The sequence below is a fragment of the Marinomonas sp. FW-1 genome (genome assembly GCF_005222245.1).
Taxonomy (GTDB): domain Bacteria; phylum Pseudomonadota; class Gammaproteobacteria; order Pseudomonadales; family Marinomonadaceae; genus Marinomonas; species Marinomonas alcarazii.
In genome coordinates this window covers 3,614,935-3,630,244 of sequence record NZ_CP025987.1, presented here as the reverse complement: position 1 = coordinate 3,630,244, position 15,310 = coordinate 3,614,935, and the positions used below count along the sequence as shown (strand labels likewise).

The window sequence follows — 15,310 nt, the reverse complement described above, 5'->3', positions numbered from 1 at the left end:
GAGGTTCCTAAAGGTGGGTGTCATCCTGCCTTTACAAAAATAGGGTAGAATAGAGGCTCAGTTTTTCAGTAAGAGCACACCTATTTCTATGTCATCCCAAATATCCCAATCTGATACTTTAGCCAAACAACTCTTTTCCATGACATGGCCAATGTTGTTTGGCGTTTTGTCGTTGATGAGTTTCCAGCTGGTGGACAGTGCTTTTATCGGACAATTGGGTATTTTACCTTTAGCGGCGCAGGGTTTTACCTTGCCGATCCAGATGATTGTGATTGGTTTGCAAGTGGGCTTAGGTATTGCGACGACGGCCATTATTTCTCGTGCTTTAGGCGCAGGTGACAAGCGTTATGCCAAGCAATTAGGCGGTTTGGTGCTCATGATGGGAAGCATAGGGATCGCTTTCTTTAGTGTGATTATTTGGCTGCTACGTCATCCTATTTTGGCGCTATTGAGTGCGCCAGACTCTGTTTACCCTGTTATTGATTCTTACTGGCCTCATTGGCTGCTCAGTGCATGGGTGGGGGCGCTAATCTATTTCTATTACAGCATTTGTCGTTCCAACGGTAATACCTTATTGCCAGGGATTATGATGATTGTGACCAGCGTGCTTAACTTGGTGCTGGACCCCATTTTTATCTTCACTTTTGATCTTGGTTTGAATGGCGCTGCGATGGCAACCACAGTGGCGTTTGCTATAGGTACTTTGATTGTTGCCCCGCAAGTGGCGCGCAAACATTGGCTCACTTTTGATTGGCAAGATCTTCATATCGGCAAAAGCTTGGCGTCGATTGGTCATATTATGGGGCCTGCGATGGTTAGCCAATTGTTGCCTCCGGTTTCTTCTATGTTGGCGACCAAACTCATTGCGGGATTTGGTACGGCAGCGGTAGCGTCTTGGGCACTCGGCTCGCGCTTTGAATTTTTTTCTATCGTGGCGGTGTTGGCTTTGACTATGTCTATGCCACCCATGGTAGGGCGTTTGTTAGGTGCAGGCCGACTAAACGATGTGCGTTACGTCGTGCGTTTAGCTTGTCGTTTTGTATTGTCGTTTCAGTTGGTGATCGCTGTGATTACTTTTCTTGTCTCTGGTGCTTTGGCAAATCTGATGACCAGCGACGAAGAAGTCTCGACGATCTTGCATTGGCATTTGATGATAGTGCCGGTGAGTTTAGGTCTACTCGGCATCTGTATGTTGATGGTGTCTATCTCTAACGCCTTAGGTAAGTCCTACACTGCTCTAACAATCTCGGCATTGCGCTTGTTTGCTTTCTTCTTGCCTTGTTTGTGGGTTGGGTCGGAAATCGCTGGGCTTAAAGGGCTGTTCTTCGGCGTCTTGATCAGCAATGTTCTTGCCGGTGTTTGTGCTTGGTACATGTATCTCAGAGCGCTTGAGCAGGTTGAGAAAAAGCTGAGTAAGGCCTAATACCGCAATATCGTCCAATCTTTTTTAGTTTTTCTTCGCTAATCTATAACTATGGTTTAGGTTGGTTTTGAGAGGTTGTGATGTCGTATGTTGCCTATCGATTTATTGTTCATTCGTAAAACACACTGAAAACTAAGGTCTTTTCGCATGTTTTACGCAAAGACCTTGGTATCATGCAAGACGGATTCGAAGCAGAAGTGGGTAAAGGCAATCTATTCACTTTGATCAAAGAGTTGAGTGTTTTCTCAAAAGTAGAGGCCGTCAAAAAGAGTCGTGTTCAAGGGGAGTCATTCACCTTAGTGATGTTTGTCGATTTCGAATTTGAGGAGTATGCTGCTTAGATGTTTTTGATAGGTCTGATGATGTGTTGAACATACCGCGAATCGTTTGGATTATGATGTGTTGTTTGGCTGGGTTGTGGCTGTTTTTATCCGCTTCAACACAGGTGACGTCTTATGCATCCTTTTCCTATACAAATGCTTCACACACGGTACATCAGGACATGGCGTCATTGTCTCAGTCGTCAATGTCTGATGTGAACTTAGCCTTTGCCTCGCATGACCATGCTAAAGACATGGGTTACTCTGATTGTGTTGATCATTGTGCTTTGGCTGTTTTGCCTCCTCTGTTGTTACTTTTGGCCATTGCGGTTATTTATTGGCCTGCCTTGTCGTTGATTGAAAAATGGCGACATAATTTCTTAGAGCTTGTCACTCCTCCTCCCCGTTTGTCTACGTTAATTGCCAACTAGCTGTCTATTTAACAGCATCCAATATCACTGATGGTCTTAGTGTTATTCATAATGCTGAATAACGTCTGAGCTGTTTATAAGTCATTAATAACGTGAGATATAACTATGACACTTTTTAAAAAATATTTTTCTGCTGCTGCCATTCTAATCATGAGTTCGGCGATTGCTGGCTGCGCTACTTCGTCATTAACGGACGATATGGATCATCATCAAATGGATCATTCGGAGCATGCTTCTCAGTTTATGCAAGGCAACCAGAAAATGATGAAGGATATGCATGCAACGGAACTGACTGGTGATGTTGATTACGACTTTGTTGTTGGCATGATTCCTCATCATCAAGGTGCAATTGATATGGCGACGCAGTTGCTTGCATCTGCGGATGTTTCTGACAAATTGAAGCCTTTGGCGGTCGATATTGTAGCGGCGCAATCGAGCGAGATTATGTTTATGCGAGATTGGCTTGCAAGTTATGGGGAAGCGAGACCATCCGCTGACGCTGAGCAAATTAAAGCCGCGTATGCTGCTATTAATGCAAAAATGATGGCGGATATGCATCAGCTTCCTGCAAGTGGTGATGTGAATCGTGACTTTGTGGCAGGTATGATTCCGCATCATGAAGCGGCTGTAGCCATGGCAAAAGTACTTTTAGAGTTTAGTCGTGATCCAGCGCTTATAAAAATGGCGCAAGCGGTTATTCGTGACCAAAACCGTGAAATTGCCTTCATGCAGCAGTACTAAGTACTTCTGTTGTCGATAAGCACTCACAATAAAGTCCCGCTCAATATTACTATCGAGCGGGACTTTATTGAGCATTTGTTGAACTTATTAATGACTCTTTGCCCTGCTGTTTCTCTCAGACGTGAGATACAATACTTATTCTTGCACCCACACAAACCTATTTCAACGTCATAAAACACACATCTCCAGCGTTTATTCTATAGGTTGCGAGCCGTGCCAAATTACGTGATTAGGCTGAAATAAGGTGCCGAGCATATCGAGGAAGTAGCATGTTAAGATTTTTCAAAATCCGCAATGGGTTGATTCAAGAAATTTCCAAAGACGATGAGAATTTTGCCACCCTTCAAAAAGAAGCGAACTGGATTGATGCCGCAGAACCCGATGACGATGAGCGTTTACTGCTTAAAGCGTTGCTAAGAACCGATCTTCCTGAATCGGATGATGTGGAAGAGATCGAAGCGTCCGCTCGTTGTTTCGTTGACCAAGCAGGCATCCACGTTCACTCATTGTTTTTAAATCAAACAGAAGGGCGCCATAAAACCGCCACGGTTGCTTGTATCTTGCAACAAGACAGGCTGATCACCATCCGTGAAACAGAATTAGCCGATTTTAGATTGCTGCGCATGCGTGCTCGCCGAGGGCACATTTTGGTTGATTCTCCAGCGCATTTGCTGGTGACCCTGCTGGAAAACAAAGTAGAGAATCATGCCGATACCCTAGAGGACTCTCATCGCCAGTTAGAAGAGGTGAGTCATCTCGTGTTAGAAGATGATGAAACCGAGCTGGATACCATCATCGAAAAATTAGCTCGCCAAGAAGACAGTAATGGAAAAATCCGCCTTTGTTTGATGGATACACAGCGTAATATTTCCTTCTTGTTGCGTCATTTGCCCAACAAACAAGAGTACTCGGAAACGCTACGCGAGGTAATGCGTGACGTTGAAACCTTGATGTCTCATACCACCTTTTTGTTCGACAAAATTAACTTCTTGATGGATTCGACTCAGGGCTTTATTAACATCGAGCAGAATAAAATTATTAAAATTTTCTCCATTGCCTCTGTGGTGTTTTTACCGCCAACCTTGGTTGCCAGTATCTATGGGATGAACTTTGAAATAATGCCAGAGCTGGGGTTTGATTACGGCTATCCGGCGGCACTAGGTTTAATGGTGTTTTCTGCGTTTGCGCCTTATTGGTACTTTAAACACCGTGGTTGGTTATAGGCCCGTTGATATTTTACCGCTATAACATGGCATGATTTAATAGAAAACTATTTGATCATGCTGTGCTCCTGCCTCATTCTCATACGTATTTTCCGGTTACTAGGACTGCTCTAATCTGTCTATCTTCTTATTTCAGTAATTACTTATTGAAAACGTGGTTGAGAATGACTACCATTTGTTTGGTGTTTTTTATTCATTGGAGAGTATCGTGGAAGATTCAGTTCAACAGAAAATAATCGACTTTTTACAGGTCGGTGGACCTGTAGTATGGATATTGATGGTTTTTTCTGTCGTTGCTCTAACCATTGTCCTACTGAAGTTGTGGCAGTTGTCTTCCTTGCGTGCAGAAAGTCTTAAAACCAGTAATCTTGCCTTAAACGATTGGCGTGCAGGCAATTGTGAAGAGGCACTCGAAAAGCTAGATGAAAAACGTCCAATAGATTCATTAGTGGCTTATACGATGCGCGTGCTATTAGAGACGAGTACTCAAGCGGAGTTGATTCGTGAAGAAGTAGAGCGTCGTGCGATGAATCAACTAAACCAGCTGCGCTCTTATCTTCGTCCATTGGAAATTATTGCTACCTTGAGCCCATTACTAGGTTTGCTCGGTACGGTATTGGGGATGATTACCGCTTTCCAACAGATGGAAGGTGCGGGTAATCAAGTTGACCCTTCTGTTTTATCTGGCGGTATTTGGCAGGCCTTGCTCACGACAGCGGTTGGTTTGGCAGTGGCGATTCCAGTTGTGACATTGCAAAGCTGGCTAGAGCGCAAGGTCGAGCGTATTGCTCACAATATGAATGATGCTGTTACGCAAGTATTTACCAGTAAACAAACAAAAGAATTAGTAGAAAAGGCTGACGAAGAGTTATTGCATGCCGCTTAATTTGCCTCAGCCTAAGCGTAAGAACGCGATTAGCCTGACGCCACTGATTGATGTGGTGTTTATCTTGTTGTTGTTTTTCATGCTGACCTCGACTTTTGTGCCTTGGCGACTTGTCGATACGCCTTTGTCTGTTTCTAGTGATCAACAAGATCCGGCTCAAGAAAAACCAGACAACCTTGTGCTGACGTTAAAGCAAAATGACGATCAAGTTTGGGTTGACGGGCAAGCTCTGAGGTTCTCGGATCAGGCCGCTTTTCAAACACTCATCACAGATCATAACGAAGGTGTTTTTGTTATTAAGGCTGAAGATGGTGTGACGTTGCAGACATTGATGCATCTTGCTGATCGCTTAAAGCTTAATGGTGCAAAAACCGTGTCTATTGCGAATGCCTTTGCTATGCCGGAGTCGAAATGAAAATAGGCGAAAAATACGCCGCGAGAAACGCCAGCAACGATGACAACATGGTGCCGCTGATTAATGTGGTGTTTTTGATGTTGGTTTTCTTTATGGTCGCAGGACAAATCCAAAAAGTAGACCCTGTAGCCGTTATTCCTCCTCAATCGATTAACGAAGCTCGAGCGACAACCGATCCCAATGTTGAGATCGTTTTAGGCGCAGATGCCAGCTTGTATGTGGACGACGTCTTATTTGTCGTTGATGACATTCAAGCTTACCTAGAACAAGCCCTTGCTTCATCATCGAACCCAGACGCTTTTTGGGTTCAAATTAAAGCCGATGGTGCTATTTCGTTAGAAAAACTACGTCCTATTTTTAATCAAGTGCGTTTAGCCGGTCTTACAAAGGTTAGCTTGGCAACCCAGCTAGAGCGAGGAAACGAATGATTTCCACGCGGCATTGGATTATTGCGGGTGGGCTTGCTGTTTCTGTCCACGCAGCGGCTTTTTATGCGGCATTTTATGCGCCAACGGAAGGCAGTCAGTCTGCTGGTTCGCAAGGCATTGAGTTTGACTTAGGTATGGCTGGCGACCTCGGCGCTTCAGCACAAACCACTGTGGCCCAAACAGAAAGCAAAGAGACTGAAGAAGTAATAGAAGAACAGGAAGTAATAGAAGAGCCGATTGAAGAAGTTCAAGAGGAAGTTGAACCAGAAGTCGAGCCAGAGCCTGTTGTTGAACCAGAGCCTGTTGTTGAACCAGAACCTGTCGTCGAACCCGAGCCAGAGCCCGTTGTTGAACCTGAACCTGTCGTCGAGCCTGAGCCAGAACCGGTTATTGTGAAGCAGGAATCTCCAATTGAAATGGTGAAGCCAGAGCCAAAACCTGAACCTAAGCCAGAACCAAAACCTGAGCCTAAGCCAGACCCAAAACCGGAACCTAAGCCAGACCCAAAACCTGAGCCGAAAAAAGAAGCACAAGTCGTAAAAAAAGCAGCGTCTAAGCCTGTTGCCGCGCCATCTGCAGCAAACCAACAAGCCACAACGGGTAGCTCTAATTCGGCAACGACAGGAGGTAACCCCGGCGCGACGGCAAGCTACTTCACTAAGCTAACATCAGTGTTGGCCAACAATAAGCGCTATCCAAGAGCATCTCGCCGTCGTAATGAAGAAGGGGTTGTTTCCTTATCTTTTGTCGTTCATGCGGATGGCTCCGTGTCGAATGTGGTCATTACAAAAAGCTCAGGTCATAAGCGTCTTGATAAAGCCGTATTGGATATGATTAAACGCTCAGTCCCACTACCAGCTTTCTCTAAAGACATGGCTGAAACTGAGCTAAAAATTAACCTTCCTGTGTCCTTTACTCTCAGCGAACTTCGTTAGGCTTTGTTACTGAGCGATGAGCTTTACGGGTGCTGGGTTCTTAGGAAGCAGTAACCAAACCTTACCAAAATGCTTCAGCTGGCCTGCGTGGAAGTGGGCTTCTTCCCCAATGCCCTGATACCAATCAATATGCCCTGGCCCTTTAATTGCGCCGCCTTTATCTTGAGCGAGTAGTAGGCGGAACTCATGGCCAATTAAGTTGCCATAGGTGTCTAGCTTAGGAACTTGCGCCAATAAAATGGAGCCAAGTGGAATGACGTTAGGGTCGACGGCGGCGGAATACAAAGGTGTTAAAGGTACATTGGCAGCCCCAATGGGCGACGTTGGGCCTTCACTGAAAAACAAATAACTAGGGTTCGTCGATAAAATTTCACGGTTGCGATCTGGGTTATTGCTTAACCACTGACGAATACTTTGAGCGGAAATGTCAGCTCTATCTATCTCGCCACGCTCAATCAGTTCTTTACCTAAACTGCGGTAAGCATGGCCGTTTACACCGCCCCATGACAGCAGCTTTTGTTCGCCATCCTCATATTCAATCACGCCGGAACCTTGTACATGCAAGAAAAAATTGTCGATCAAGCTTGAGGTGTAAGCAATTTCCAGCCCTTGTCCTGCTAGCGCATTTTCAAAATCTATTTCTTCACGAGAAGGGTACTTTCCGTCAGCATTTCGTTGTGCAGGCTTGCGATAAAGCGGGTAACGATAGACTTCATCAGGTAAATGTCGGACCGGCAGAATGGGCACATAGTAACCTGTTATTTGAACGTTACCTCTTTGATCTTGTCCCGCTAATTGATGGGCAATAAGTTGGGGTTGCTGAGCTGGGTTCTGTAGCCAATTGTTTATTTCTTCGGCAACGATTCTTAAATCAGCCACGCTGGTTTGGGTATTTTCTAATAATAACGTTTTATCTTGGATGCGATTTAAGTAGGTGATTTGCTGTTGCAGGCCACTCTGAAAGCTGTCGTCCGGCATCGGCAAACCTGGTGGTAGGCTTTCTTTTAAATATAGCGTTTCCCGCTTAAGCGCAGTGGTGTCACGGCCGTTGTTTTCGAAGTCATTAGAGCTGTCTATTTCATTGACGCTACAGCTGCTAAGGAGCACGAAAGAAGCAAGGCAAAGTGGGCGAAGTAGAAAGCGGTGTGGTGCTTTAGTGGGTAAAAAATGTCGTATAAAAGATGAAAAAATCATAAGCCCTATTTCTATAAAAAAATCGATAAAGTAACTGTATGTGATGTTTTGACCGCACAGAAAGAGCGAGGTTCATCTTGAATTTTTATAGAAGCGAAAGCAATCACTAGACGAGAGTTTTACACTTTGCCAATGCGCTGTCGTCTAGAACATTAAATACTCGTAGGCTTGTCTTAGACCAATGAAAACGTCTTGGTCGCCACCTCTGTCTGGGTGATGCTTCTGAGCCAGTTTTTTATATTGCTGTTTAATGTCTGTCTTGCTGGGATTTGAGGTGGTTATTTGCAATGTCTTGAGTGCTGAATCTCTATTGCCCGGTAAGCTGATGCCTTTGTAAAAACTATTTAGTAGCTGGACCACGGCGTCGGCATCGGTTTTTTCGTATTCTTCCCAATCGAGGTAGTAGGCTGCTAGCTTTACGTCTACGCTGTCGTTTAAATGGGTACTGGTGGAGTGCTGAATTTGCGTTGTGCTCTGAAGGTTAATGCGTAATGCGCTAATATTCAGTAAGAGGTTTTCTTCTTGCCATAAGCTGCTTTGTAGCTGATATAAGGCGTTCATGATGAGAAAATGCTGACGGAAAAGTTGCAGGTTCATATCGTCAGCGAGTTGACTGAACTCGGGTAATTGTTCTTTTAGTGCCTTAAGAATATCGAACTCACTGATACCATCAGGGTGAAGTCGAAGAATTTCGAGGATGGGGCCGACTAAAGGATTTTTCATATCTGTCTCGTTTGCTTAGGCATTTATTCATTACAGTGTATGTTACCAATCTGAAAAGGGTCAAAGTTGCGCCGCGTATTTTTTAATAATGGGATCTTTTAAAAGACAAAACTATGTTGTGGATTATCGTCATACTGGGTGTTATTGCGTTGATCGTTGGACCAAGCGCATGGGTGAAATTTACCTTGAAACGTTATGCAACCGACCGAAAGAATCTACCAGGAACGGGAGGAGAGCTGGCGACTCACTTGGTGAAACGCTTTGAGTTAAATGAAGTGAACATTGAAACCACACAAGAAGGCCACGACCATTTCGATTTTGGGCAACATGTTGTTCGCCTCAGCCCTAGTGTATTTAATGGACGTTCTTTAACCGCCGTTGCTGTAGCGGCTCACGAAGTAGGGCACGCCATTGCGCATGAAAAGAAACAAAAAATCTCCCATTTAAGCACGCGCTATTTGCCCTTGGCGCATTTTGCTCACCGTATTACAGCAGGCTTGTTACTCGGTTGGCCAGCCCTGAGTTTGCTGTTGCATATTCCCTATGCTGTGCCTTTGCATGCGCTGGTGGTTGGTCTATCTGGGTTATTGGCGGTTATCGTGCAACTGGCGATACTGCCAGAAGAATGGGATGCCAGCTTTAACAAAGCACTACCCATATTGAGAGAAGGTAACTACATCCCACAGGAAGACCTACCCAAAGTGAAGAAAATCCTCACCGCCTGCGCCATGACTTACGTGGCTGCCGCTTTGCTTAGAGTACTCTTTGTGTGGCGCTGGTTTAAGCGATAACTCCTTTTTCGCCTCCGCCTCGTAGGTCGGATGAGGGAGGCACGACCGTGTTGATGTAAGTCGCGCCTTCAGACCGACAGATCGCTTCATCACAAGACTCGAACCAAACGGCGTTTTTCTTCGAAACTACCGCCTACCTCATCAAAACGCCGTTTTGGTTCTCATTGTATGGATGTATTAAGCCTTGTAGGTCGGATGAGGGAGGCACGACCGTGATCCGACATATCTGCGTAAGCCGCGCCTTTAGGCTGATAAGTCACGTCAAACGGCGTTTCACTTCGAAACTACCACCTACCTCATCAAAATGCCGCTTGGTTCTCATGGTGAATGTGTTTAAGGGAGCTGCCTTCTTTATTTGTCGAACTACATAATCTATAAACAATTGTCATAAAAAAGGCATGAACTTCGCATAAAATCGTCTTACTATTAAAAGCTGACTTTTTGGTTAGTGCTTAGATAAGCCGTTGTTTGTATGAATGGAGTTTTTTCATGAATTTTTTTGTTCCTAAGGGCGCGTCAATTTTCGCCTCTTCTTTGTTGTTTGCCGCGATGGCGCAGGCTTCTACCATTGACCTGCGAGTCATGGAGACCACTGATATACATATGAATTTGGTGGATTACGATTACTACGGCGATAAGCAAAGTGATGCGGTTGGATTGTCTCGAGTGGCGACTCTTATCAAGGCGGCGCGCGCTGAGGTGACGAACTCGGTGTTGGTAGACAACGGTGACTTATTGCAAGGTACGCCATTGGGCGACTATGTTGCCAAAGGGCGAGTATTGCGCTTTGGTGAGACCCACCCAGCGTTTAAGGCGATGAACTTGTTGGATTACGATGTGGGTAATATCGGTAACCATGAGTTTAACTATGGCTTAGACTTTTTAATGAAGAGTTTAAGTGGCGCTAATTTCCCTTATATTAACGCAAACGTGTATGTCGACGATGGCGATGACGATGCGTCAAACGATCAGCCTTATTTTCAACCTTATATTATCAAAGACAAAACTTTCGTTGATTCTGACGGCAAGCAACAAACGGTTAAGATAGGTTACATTGGCTTTGTGCCACCTCAAATTATGTCTTGGGATAAAGATAACTTAACGCATAAAGTTATTGCCAAAGACATTGTTGAAACGGCGAATAAATACGTACCAGAAATGAAAGCCAATGGTGCGGATGTGGTCATTGCCATTCCACACAGTGGCATGATGAACTCTCCTTATTTGAAAGGTGAAGAAAACGCGTCTTATCACCTAGCGAAAGTCGATGGTATTGATGCGATTCTATTTGGTCACTCCCACCGTATCTTCCCTGGCGACAAGGCATTAGCCGAGTTTGAAGGTGTGGATGGTGAAAAAGGCACGGTATTTGGAAAACCTGCGACCATGCCTGGCTTTTGGGGTTCTCACCTTGGGGTGATTGACTTGAAGCTGGAGCCTGCGGGCGACGGTTGGAAAGTCGCTGACGGCAAAGCGGAAGTTCGTGCGATTGCGCGTCGTGAAGGCCGAACTACGGTGCCTTTAGTGGAAGCAGATGATGGAATCAACAAAGCGGTAGAAACCGAGCATGAAGGGACGTTGGCTTACATGCGCCGTAAAGTAGGTGAATCTACCTCAGACATCAACAGCTTCTTTGCCTTGGTACAAGATGATCCATCCATTCAGATCGTGAACAACGCGCAGATTTGGTACGTGGAAAATATTGTTCGTGGTACTTCTTACGAAGGCTTGCCTATTTTGTCTGCCGCAGCACCGTTTAAAGCGGGTGGTCGTGGTGGTCCAGAATATTACACCGACGTACCAAAAGGCGACATTGCCCTGAAAAACGTCAGTGACCTGTACATTTATCCGAACGATTTGAAAGTGGTGAAACTGACTGGTGCACAAGTAGTGGAATGGTTGGAAGCCGCAGCGGGTCAATTTAATCAGATCGACCCTAATGCGACTGAGCCACAACAGTTGGTTAATGCTTCTTTCCCAACCTACAACTTCGATGTGATTGACGGTATCTCTTACAAGATCGACGTTACCCAGCCTGCACGTTATAACGGCGAGGGCGAAGTCGTGAATCAAGATGCACACCGTATCACTGATGTTATGTTCAACGGTGAAGCGCTTCGACCTACGGATGAATTCCTTGTGGCAACCAACAACTATCGTGCTGGCGGTGGCGGTCATTTCCCTGGCTTGAATGGTGACACCATTGTTATTGATGCGCCGGATAAGAACCGCGATGTAGTTGCTAACTACTTGTTGAGCCAAAATACCATTAACCCAGCGGCAGACAATAACTGGACATTCACTGGTTTTGGTAAGGCGAAGGTGTTGTTTACTACGTCACCAAAAGCCAAAGACGCAGCAGGTAAGAACATGCAGTATCAATCTTTGGATGACAACGGCTTTGCTATCTTTGAGTTGAAATAATTCAGATAAAATAGCAACAAGTACCTAAACGAAAAACGCCTGCTAGGATCTAGCAGGCGTTTTTTTATGGGTTGCTCAGCCGAGCTTAACGTTGTTTGGTTTCAAACTCTGGGTGAATCCAAACAGGCGCATCTAGGCTTGGGAGCGGTGCTTTGCCAAGAATCATGTCGGCGGCTTTTTCTGCGACCATGATGGTTGGCGCATTCAAGTTGCCGTTGGTGATGGTTGGGAAAATAGACGAATCCACCACGCGAAGGCTTTCGATGCCGCGGACTTGGCACTGCTCATTCAGAACCGCCATTGGATCGTTATCGTCGCCCATCTTACAGGTACAAGAAGGGTGATAAGCACTTTCCACGTTTTCTTTTACCCACTGGTCGATTTCTTCGTCGCTCTGGATATTCATGCCAGGCTGAATTTCATCGCCACGATAATCGTCTAGCGCAGATTGTTGCAACACTTCACGCGTTAGGCGAATCGTATCGCGCCAGTCTTGCTTGTCTTGTTCGGTAGAAATGTAGTTAAACAAGATGCGCGGTTTCGCGGCAGGATTCGCAGATTCAATCCACAATTTACCACGACTTTCAGGCTTGTTTGGTCCAACGTGTACTTGAAATCCATGGCCTTCTACCGCTGCTTGGCCGTCGTAACGCATAGCAGCAGGCAGGAAGTGGTATTGAATGTTTGGCCATTTAAGACCGGCACGAGAGCGAATAAAACCACAAGATTCAAAGTGGTTGGTCGCGCCAAGGCCGGTTTTAAATAGCATCCAACGAGTACCGATCAAGCCTTTGCTGATTAAGCCAAGCTTACTGTTTAGTGTCACAGGCTTCTTGCAGTAGTACTGGAAGTAGACTTCCAAATGATCTTGCAGGTTTTCACCCACGCCTGGTAATTCGTGAAGCACAGGAACGCCCGCTTTTTCGAGCACGTCTTTTGGGCCCACACCGGACAGTTGCAATAATTGAGGTGAGCCAACTGAGCCAGCCGATAGAATCACTTCTTTGTTGGCGGTAACTTGTTGAGTTTGGCCATTTTTGCTGAACTCAATGCCTGTGGCTTTTTTGCCGTCAAAGGTGACCTTGTGACTAAGTACACCGGTTTTGAGGGTTAGGTTAGGGCGCTGCATAGCACGACGTAAATAAGCGTTCGACGTTGAAGCACGTACGCCATTTTTCACCGTCATGTGCATCGGGCCAAAACCTTCCTGACGGAAACCATTGTAGTCGTCTGTTTTGCCGTAACCGGCTTCTTCGCCAGCATCAATAAAGGCTTGATAAAGCGGGTTGTAGGTCATGTCGTTGCCGTTGTTAGTCGACAATGGGCCTTCGCCGCCACGGTATAAGTCCGCGCCGCCTTTCCATGTTTCGGCTTTTTTGAAGTAAGGCAGGCAAGTTTGGTAGTTCCAGCCTTTGGCGCCGTTTTCTTCCCATTGGTCGAAATCGCAGGCGTGACCACGAACATACACCATGCCGTTAATGGATGACGATCCGCCTAACACTTTACCGCGCGGGCAATGCATTTCGCGGCCATCAAGACCTGGTTCCTTATCTGTGTGGAACTGCCAGGCGTATTTTTCGGTATTCATTGGATAAGACAAAGCGGTTGGCATTTGGATAAAGATGCTCTTATCAGAGCCACCCATTTCCAGCAGCAACACCTTGTGTTCGCCACTTTCTGTCAGTCGGTCTGCCAGCACACACCCTGCGGAGCCAGCACCGACGATGATGTAATCGTACGTTTCGTTTGCCATGACCATTTCTCATTTAATAAGAGCCTCACTTATTGCAAGGCTCGTTTAGTAAGAGTCTCGCCTAGTAAGGGCTTTGAATGTCGTTCAAATCGACAAAGACGCTCTTGTTTTGTGTGTAGTGGTATAAGGTTTCGATGCCATTTTCACGGCCGATGCCTGATTGTTTGTAGCCACCCACTGGCATTTCTGCAGGAGAAGCGCCCCACGCATTAATCCAGCAAATGCCAGCTTGTAATTGATTAATTACGCGGTGAGCACGAGCGAAGTCTTTGGTGAATACACCCGCTGCCAAGCCAAGTTTTGTGTCGTTGGCGCGAGCAATCACTTCGTCTTCATCGGTAAAGCTCAGCACGGACATTACTGGGCCGAAGATTTCATCGCGCACTTGTGGCATGTCGTCGGTGCAATCGGTAAAGACAGTCGGAGCAACAAAAGCGCCTTTGTCTAAGCCGTTTTCAGTGACTTGGTAACCACCGCACAATAGAGTCGCTCCTGCGTCTTTGGCGGCTTGAATGTAGCCCAAGACTTTTTGCATGTGGTCTTTAGAGATCAAGGCACCGACTTGTGTGTCCATGTTCATTGGGTCGCCAATGATCATGGCTTCAGTGCGCTCTTTTAATTCCTTGGTAAAAGCGTCCATCATATCTGCGTGAACGAAAACGCGTGTACCATTAGTACATACTTCGCCTTGTGTGTAGAAGTTCGCCAGCATGGCGGCAGAAACGGCTTGGTCCACTGGCATGTCTGGGAAGATGATCATAGGCGATTTACCGCCAAGTTCCATGGTGACTTGCTTCAAAGATTGTGCAGAAGCAGCCATGACCTTTTTACCTGTTCCAACTTCACCTGTGAAAGACACTTTGTCGATGTCTGGGTGGTTAGTGATCATTTGACCTGTGCGTGCGTCCCCTTGGATGACGTTAAAAACACCATCAGGCAAACCTGCTTGGGTAAAGATCTCTGCCAGTTTAAGAGCGGTAAGCGGTGTTTCTTCTGAAGGTTTGAAGATCATTGCGTTACCAGCGGCTAGGGCTGGGCCTGATTTCCACATAGCGATTTGGATTGGGTAGTTCCACGCACCGATGCCAGCACAAATACCCAGTGGCTCGCGGCGAGTGTAAAAGAAATTACCATTACAAAGGTCTTGGTAATCGCCTTGGATTTTATCGGTTAGGCCTGCGTAATATTCGATCACGTCAGCGCCCGTTTGAATGTCTACGCAAATAGCTTCTTGAAGTGGTTTGCCTGTGTCTAGAACTTCAAGACGAGCCAGTTCTTCGTTTTTTTCACGTAATAGCTCGGCTGCTTTTTTTAGAATGCGTCCGCGTTCTACAGGGCTCATTGCCGCCCACACTTTTTGACCTTGTTTTGCAGACTCAATAGCGGCATCTAGTTCAGCTTGTCCCGCGTGTTCGACTGTTGCAATCACTTCGCCAGTGGCTGGGTTGATTGTCTCAAAGTGTTCTCCGCTGGTGGATGCATGGTAGCGGCCGTGAATGTATTGCTGCTGATGTGCCATGATGTGCCTCTTTAAGTCTGTTTCAATACTCTGTTTAGAGTCGTTGAGGTATTTGATTTTTATTAAACGCGCGTTTAATAAAAACAATTGTACATATTCTGACT

The 15,310-nt window shown here is 45.9% G+C and carries 15 protein-coding genes; 11 read left to right on the top strand and 4 right to left on the bottom strand.

Annotated elements, in window-relative coordinates:
* Positions 1-88: 88 nt before the first annotated feature.
* The 9 genes from C1X04_RS16880 (at position 89) to C1X04_RS16845 (ending at position 6,802) form a co-directional block, all read left to right on the top strand.
* Entirely contained in the window at positions 89-1,423 is a 1,335-nt protein-coding gene (locus C1X04_RS16880) for an MATE family efflux transporter (RefSeq protein WP_137170551.1), read from the top strand.
* A gap of 173 nt (positions 1,424-1,596) precedes the next feature.
* Entirely contained in the window at positions 1,597-1,764 is a 168-nt protein-coding gene (locus C1X04_RS18530) for a hypothetical protein (protein ID WP_175404969.1), read from the top strand.
* A 23-nt stretch (positions 1,765-1,787) separates the two neighbouring features.
* Positions 1,788-2,174: a hypothetical protein gene (locus tag C1X04_RS16875; RefSeq protein ID WP_137170550.1), complete on the top strand. Its 387-nt coding sequence runs from the start codon at positions 1,788-1,790 to the stop codon at positions 2,172-2,174.
* A 105-nt stretch (positions 2,175-2,279) separates the two neighbouring features.
* Positions 2,280-2,915: a DUF305 domain-containing protein gene (locus tag C1X04_RS16870; protein WP_137170549.1), complete on the top strand. Its 636-nt coding sequence runs from the start codon at positions 2,280-2,282 to the stop codon at positions 2,913-2,915.
* Positions 2,916-3,184: 269 nt separating this feature from the next.
* Positions 3,185-4,138, top strand: a complete 954-nt coding sequence (corA, locus tag C1X04_RS16865; RefSeq protein ID WP_110576831.1) for a magnesium/cobalt transporter CorA — start codon at positions 3,185-3,187, stop codon at positions 4,136-4,138.
* A gap of 208 nt (positions 4,139-4,346) precedes the next feature.
* The gene (locus C1X04_RS16860; RefSeq protein WP_110576830.1) at positions 4,347-5,024 is read left to right on the top strand and encodes a MotA/TolQ/ExbB proton channel family protein; all 678 of its coding nucleotides are present in this window, start codon (positions 4,347-4,349) and stop codon (positions 5,022-5,024) included.
* Positions 5,014-5,439, top strand: coding sequence for a biopolymer transporter ExbD (locus tag C1X04_RS16855; protein WP_110576829.1), 426 nt, complete (start codon positions 5,014-5,016; stop codon positions 5,437-5,439). Before C1X04_RS16860 ends, C1X04_RS16855 begins: the two co-directional genes overlap by 11 nt.
* A complete protein-coding gene (locus C1X04_RS16850; protein ID WP_137170548.1) occupies positions 5,436-5,867 on the top strand; it encodes a biopolymer transporter ExbD in 432 nt (143 codons plus the stop codon). Before C1X04_RS16855 ends, C1X04_RS16850 begins: the two co-directional genes overlap by 4 nt.
* A complete protein-coding gene (locus tag C1X04_RS16845) occupies positions 5,864-6,802 on the top strand; it encodes an energy transducer TonB (protein ID WP_137170547.1) in 939 nt (312 codons plus the stop codon). Before C1X04_RS16850 ends, C1X04_RS16845 begins: the two co-directional genes overlap by 4 nt.
* A gap of 6 nt (positions 6,803-6,808) precedes the next feature.
* Here C1X04_RS16845 and mltA read toward each other — a convergent pair whose 3' ends face one another.
* Positions 6,809-7,996, bottom strand: a complete 1,188-nt coding sequence (mltA, locus tag C1X04_RS16840) for a murein transglycosylase A (RefSeq protein WP_137170546.1) — start codon at positions 7,994-7,996, stop codon at positions 6,809-6,811.
* A gap of 144 nt (positions 7,997-8,140) precedes the next feature.
* Positions 8,141-8,719 carry a DNA-J related domain-containing protein gene (locus C1X04_RS16835; RefSeq protein WP_110576825.1) on the bottom strand — a complete coding sequence of 193 codons (579 nt, stop codon included), beginning with the start codon at positions 8,717-8,719 and terminating at the stop codon, positions 8,141-8,143.
* A gap of 113 nt (positions 8,720-8,832) precedes the next feature.
* Here C1X04_RS16835 and C1X04_RS16830 point away from each other — a divergent pair, with 113 nt between their 5' ends.
* Both C1X04_RS16830 and C1X04_RS16825 read left to right on the top strand, forming a co-directional pair.
* On the top strand, positions 8,833-9,510 hold the full coding sequence (locus C1X04_RS16830; RefSeq protein WP_137170545.1) for a zinc metallopeptidase: 678 nt from the start codon (positions 8,833-8,835) through the stop codon (positions 9,508-9,510).
* A 489-nt stretch (positions 9,511-9,999) separates the two neighbouring features.
* Positions 10,000-11,934, top strand: a complete 1,935-nt coding sequence (locus C1X04_RS16825) for a bifunctional 2',3'-cyclic-nucleotide 2'-phosphodiesterase/3'-nucleotidase (protein ID WP_137170544.1) — start codon at positions 10,000-10,002, stop codon at positions 11,932-11,934.
* Between the two features lie 85 nt (positions 11,935-12,019).
* Here C1X04_RS16825 and betA read toward each other — a convergent pair whose 3' ends face one another.
* Positions 12,020-13,687 carry a choline dehydrogenase gene (gene betA / locus C1X04_RS16820; RefSeq protein ID WP_137170543.1) on the bottom strand — a complete coding sequence of 556 codons (1,668 nt, stop codon included), beginning with the start codon at positions 13,685-13,687 and terminating at the stop codon, positions 12,020-12,022.
* A gap of 61 nt (positions 13,688-13,748) precedes the next feature.
* Complete coding sequence (gene betB, locus C1X04_RS16815; RefSeq protein WP_110576821.1) at positions 13,749-15,206, bottom strand: betaine-aldehyde dehydrogenase; 1,458 nt, start codon at positions 15,204-15,206, stop codon at positions 13,749-13,751.
* Positions 15,207-15,310 lie beyond the last annotated feature (104 nt).

Excerpts from the sequence above, each read along its gene's own strand:
- betB (WP_110576821.1), bottom strand. The coding sequence starts at position 15,206 with ATGGCACATCAGCAGCAATACATTCACGGCCGCTACCATGCATCCACC.
- corA (WP_110576831.1), top strand. The coding sequence starts at position 3,185 with ATGTTAAGATTTTTCAAAATCCGCAATGGGTTGATTCAAGAAATTTCC.
- C1X04_RS16845 (WP_137170547.1), top strand. The coding sequence starts at position 5,864 with ATGATTTCCACGCGGCATTGGATTATTGCGGGTGGGCTTGCTGTTTCT.
- mltA (WP_137170546.1), bottom strand. The coding sequence starts at position 7,996 with ATGATTTTTTCATCTTTTATACGACATTTTTTACCCACTAAAGCACCA.
- C1X04_RS16835 (WP_110576825.1), bottom strand. The coding sequence starts at position 8,719 with ATGAAAAATCCTTTAGTCGGCCCCATCCTCGAAATTCTTCGACTTCAC.
- betA (WP_137170543.1), bottom strand. The coding sequence starts at position 13,687 with ATGGCAAACGAAACGTACGATTACATCATCGTCGGTGCTGGCTCCGCA.
- C1X04_RS18530 (WP_175404969.1), top strand. The coding sequence starts at position 1,597 with ATGCAAGACGGATTCGAAGCAGAAGTGGGTAAAGGCAATCTATTCACT.
- C1X04_RS16870 (WP_137170549.1), top strand. The coding sequence starts at position 2,280 with ATGACACTTTTTAAAAAATATTTTTCTGCTGCTGCCATTCTAATCATG.
- C1X04_RS16830 (WP_137170545.1), top strand. The coding sequence starts at position 8,833 with ATGTTGTGGATTATCGTCATACTGGGTGTTATTGCGTTGATCGTTGGA.
- C1X04_RS16855 (WP_110576829.1), top strand. The coding sequence starts at position 5,014 with ATGCCGCTTAATTTGCCTCAGCCTAAGCGTAAGAACGCGATTAGCCTG.
- C1X04_RS16825 (WP_137170544.1), top strand. The coding sequence starts at position 10,000 with ATGAATTTTTTTGTTCCTAAGGGCGCGTCAATTTTCGCCTCTTCTTTG.
- C1X04_RS16880 (WP_137170551.1), top strand. The coding sequence starts at position 89 with ATGTCATCCCAAATATCCCAATCTGATACTTTAGCCAAACAACTCTTT.
- C1X04_RS16850 (WP_137170548.1), top strand. The coding sequence starts at position 5,436 with ATGAAAATAGGCGAAAAATACGCCGCGAGAAACGCCAGCAACGATGAC.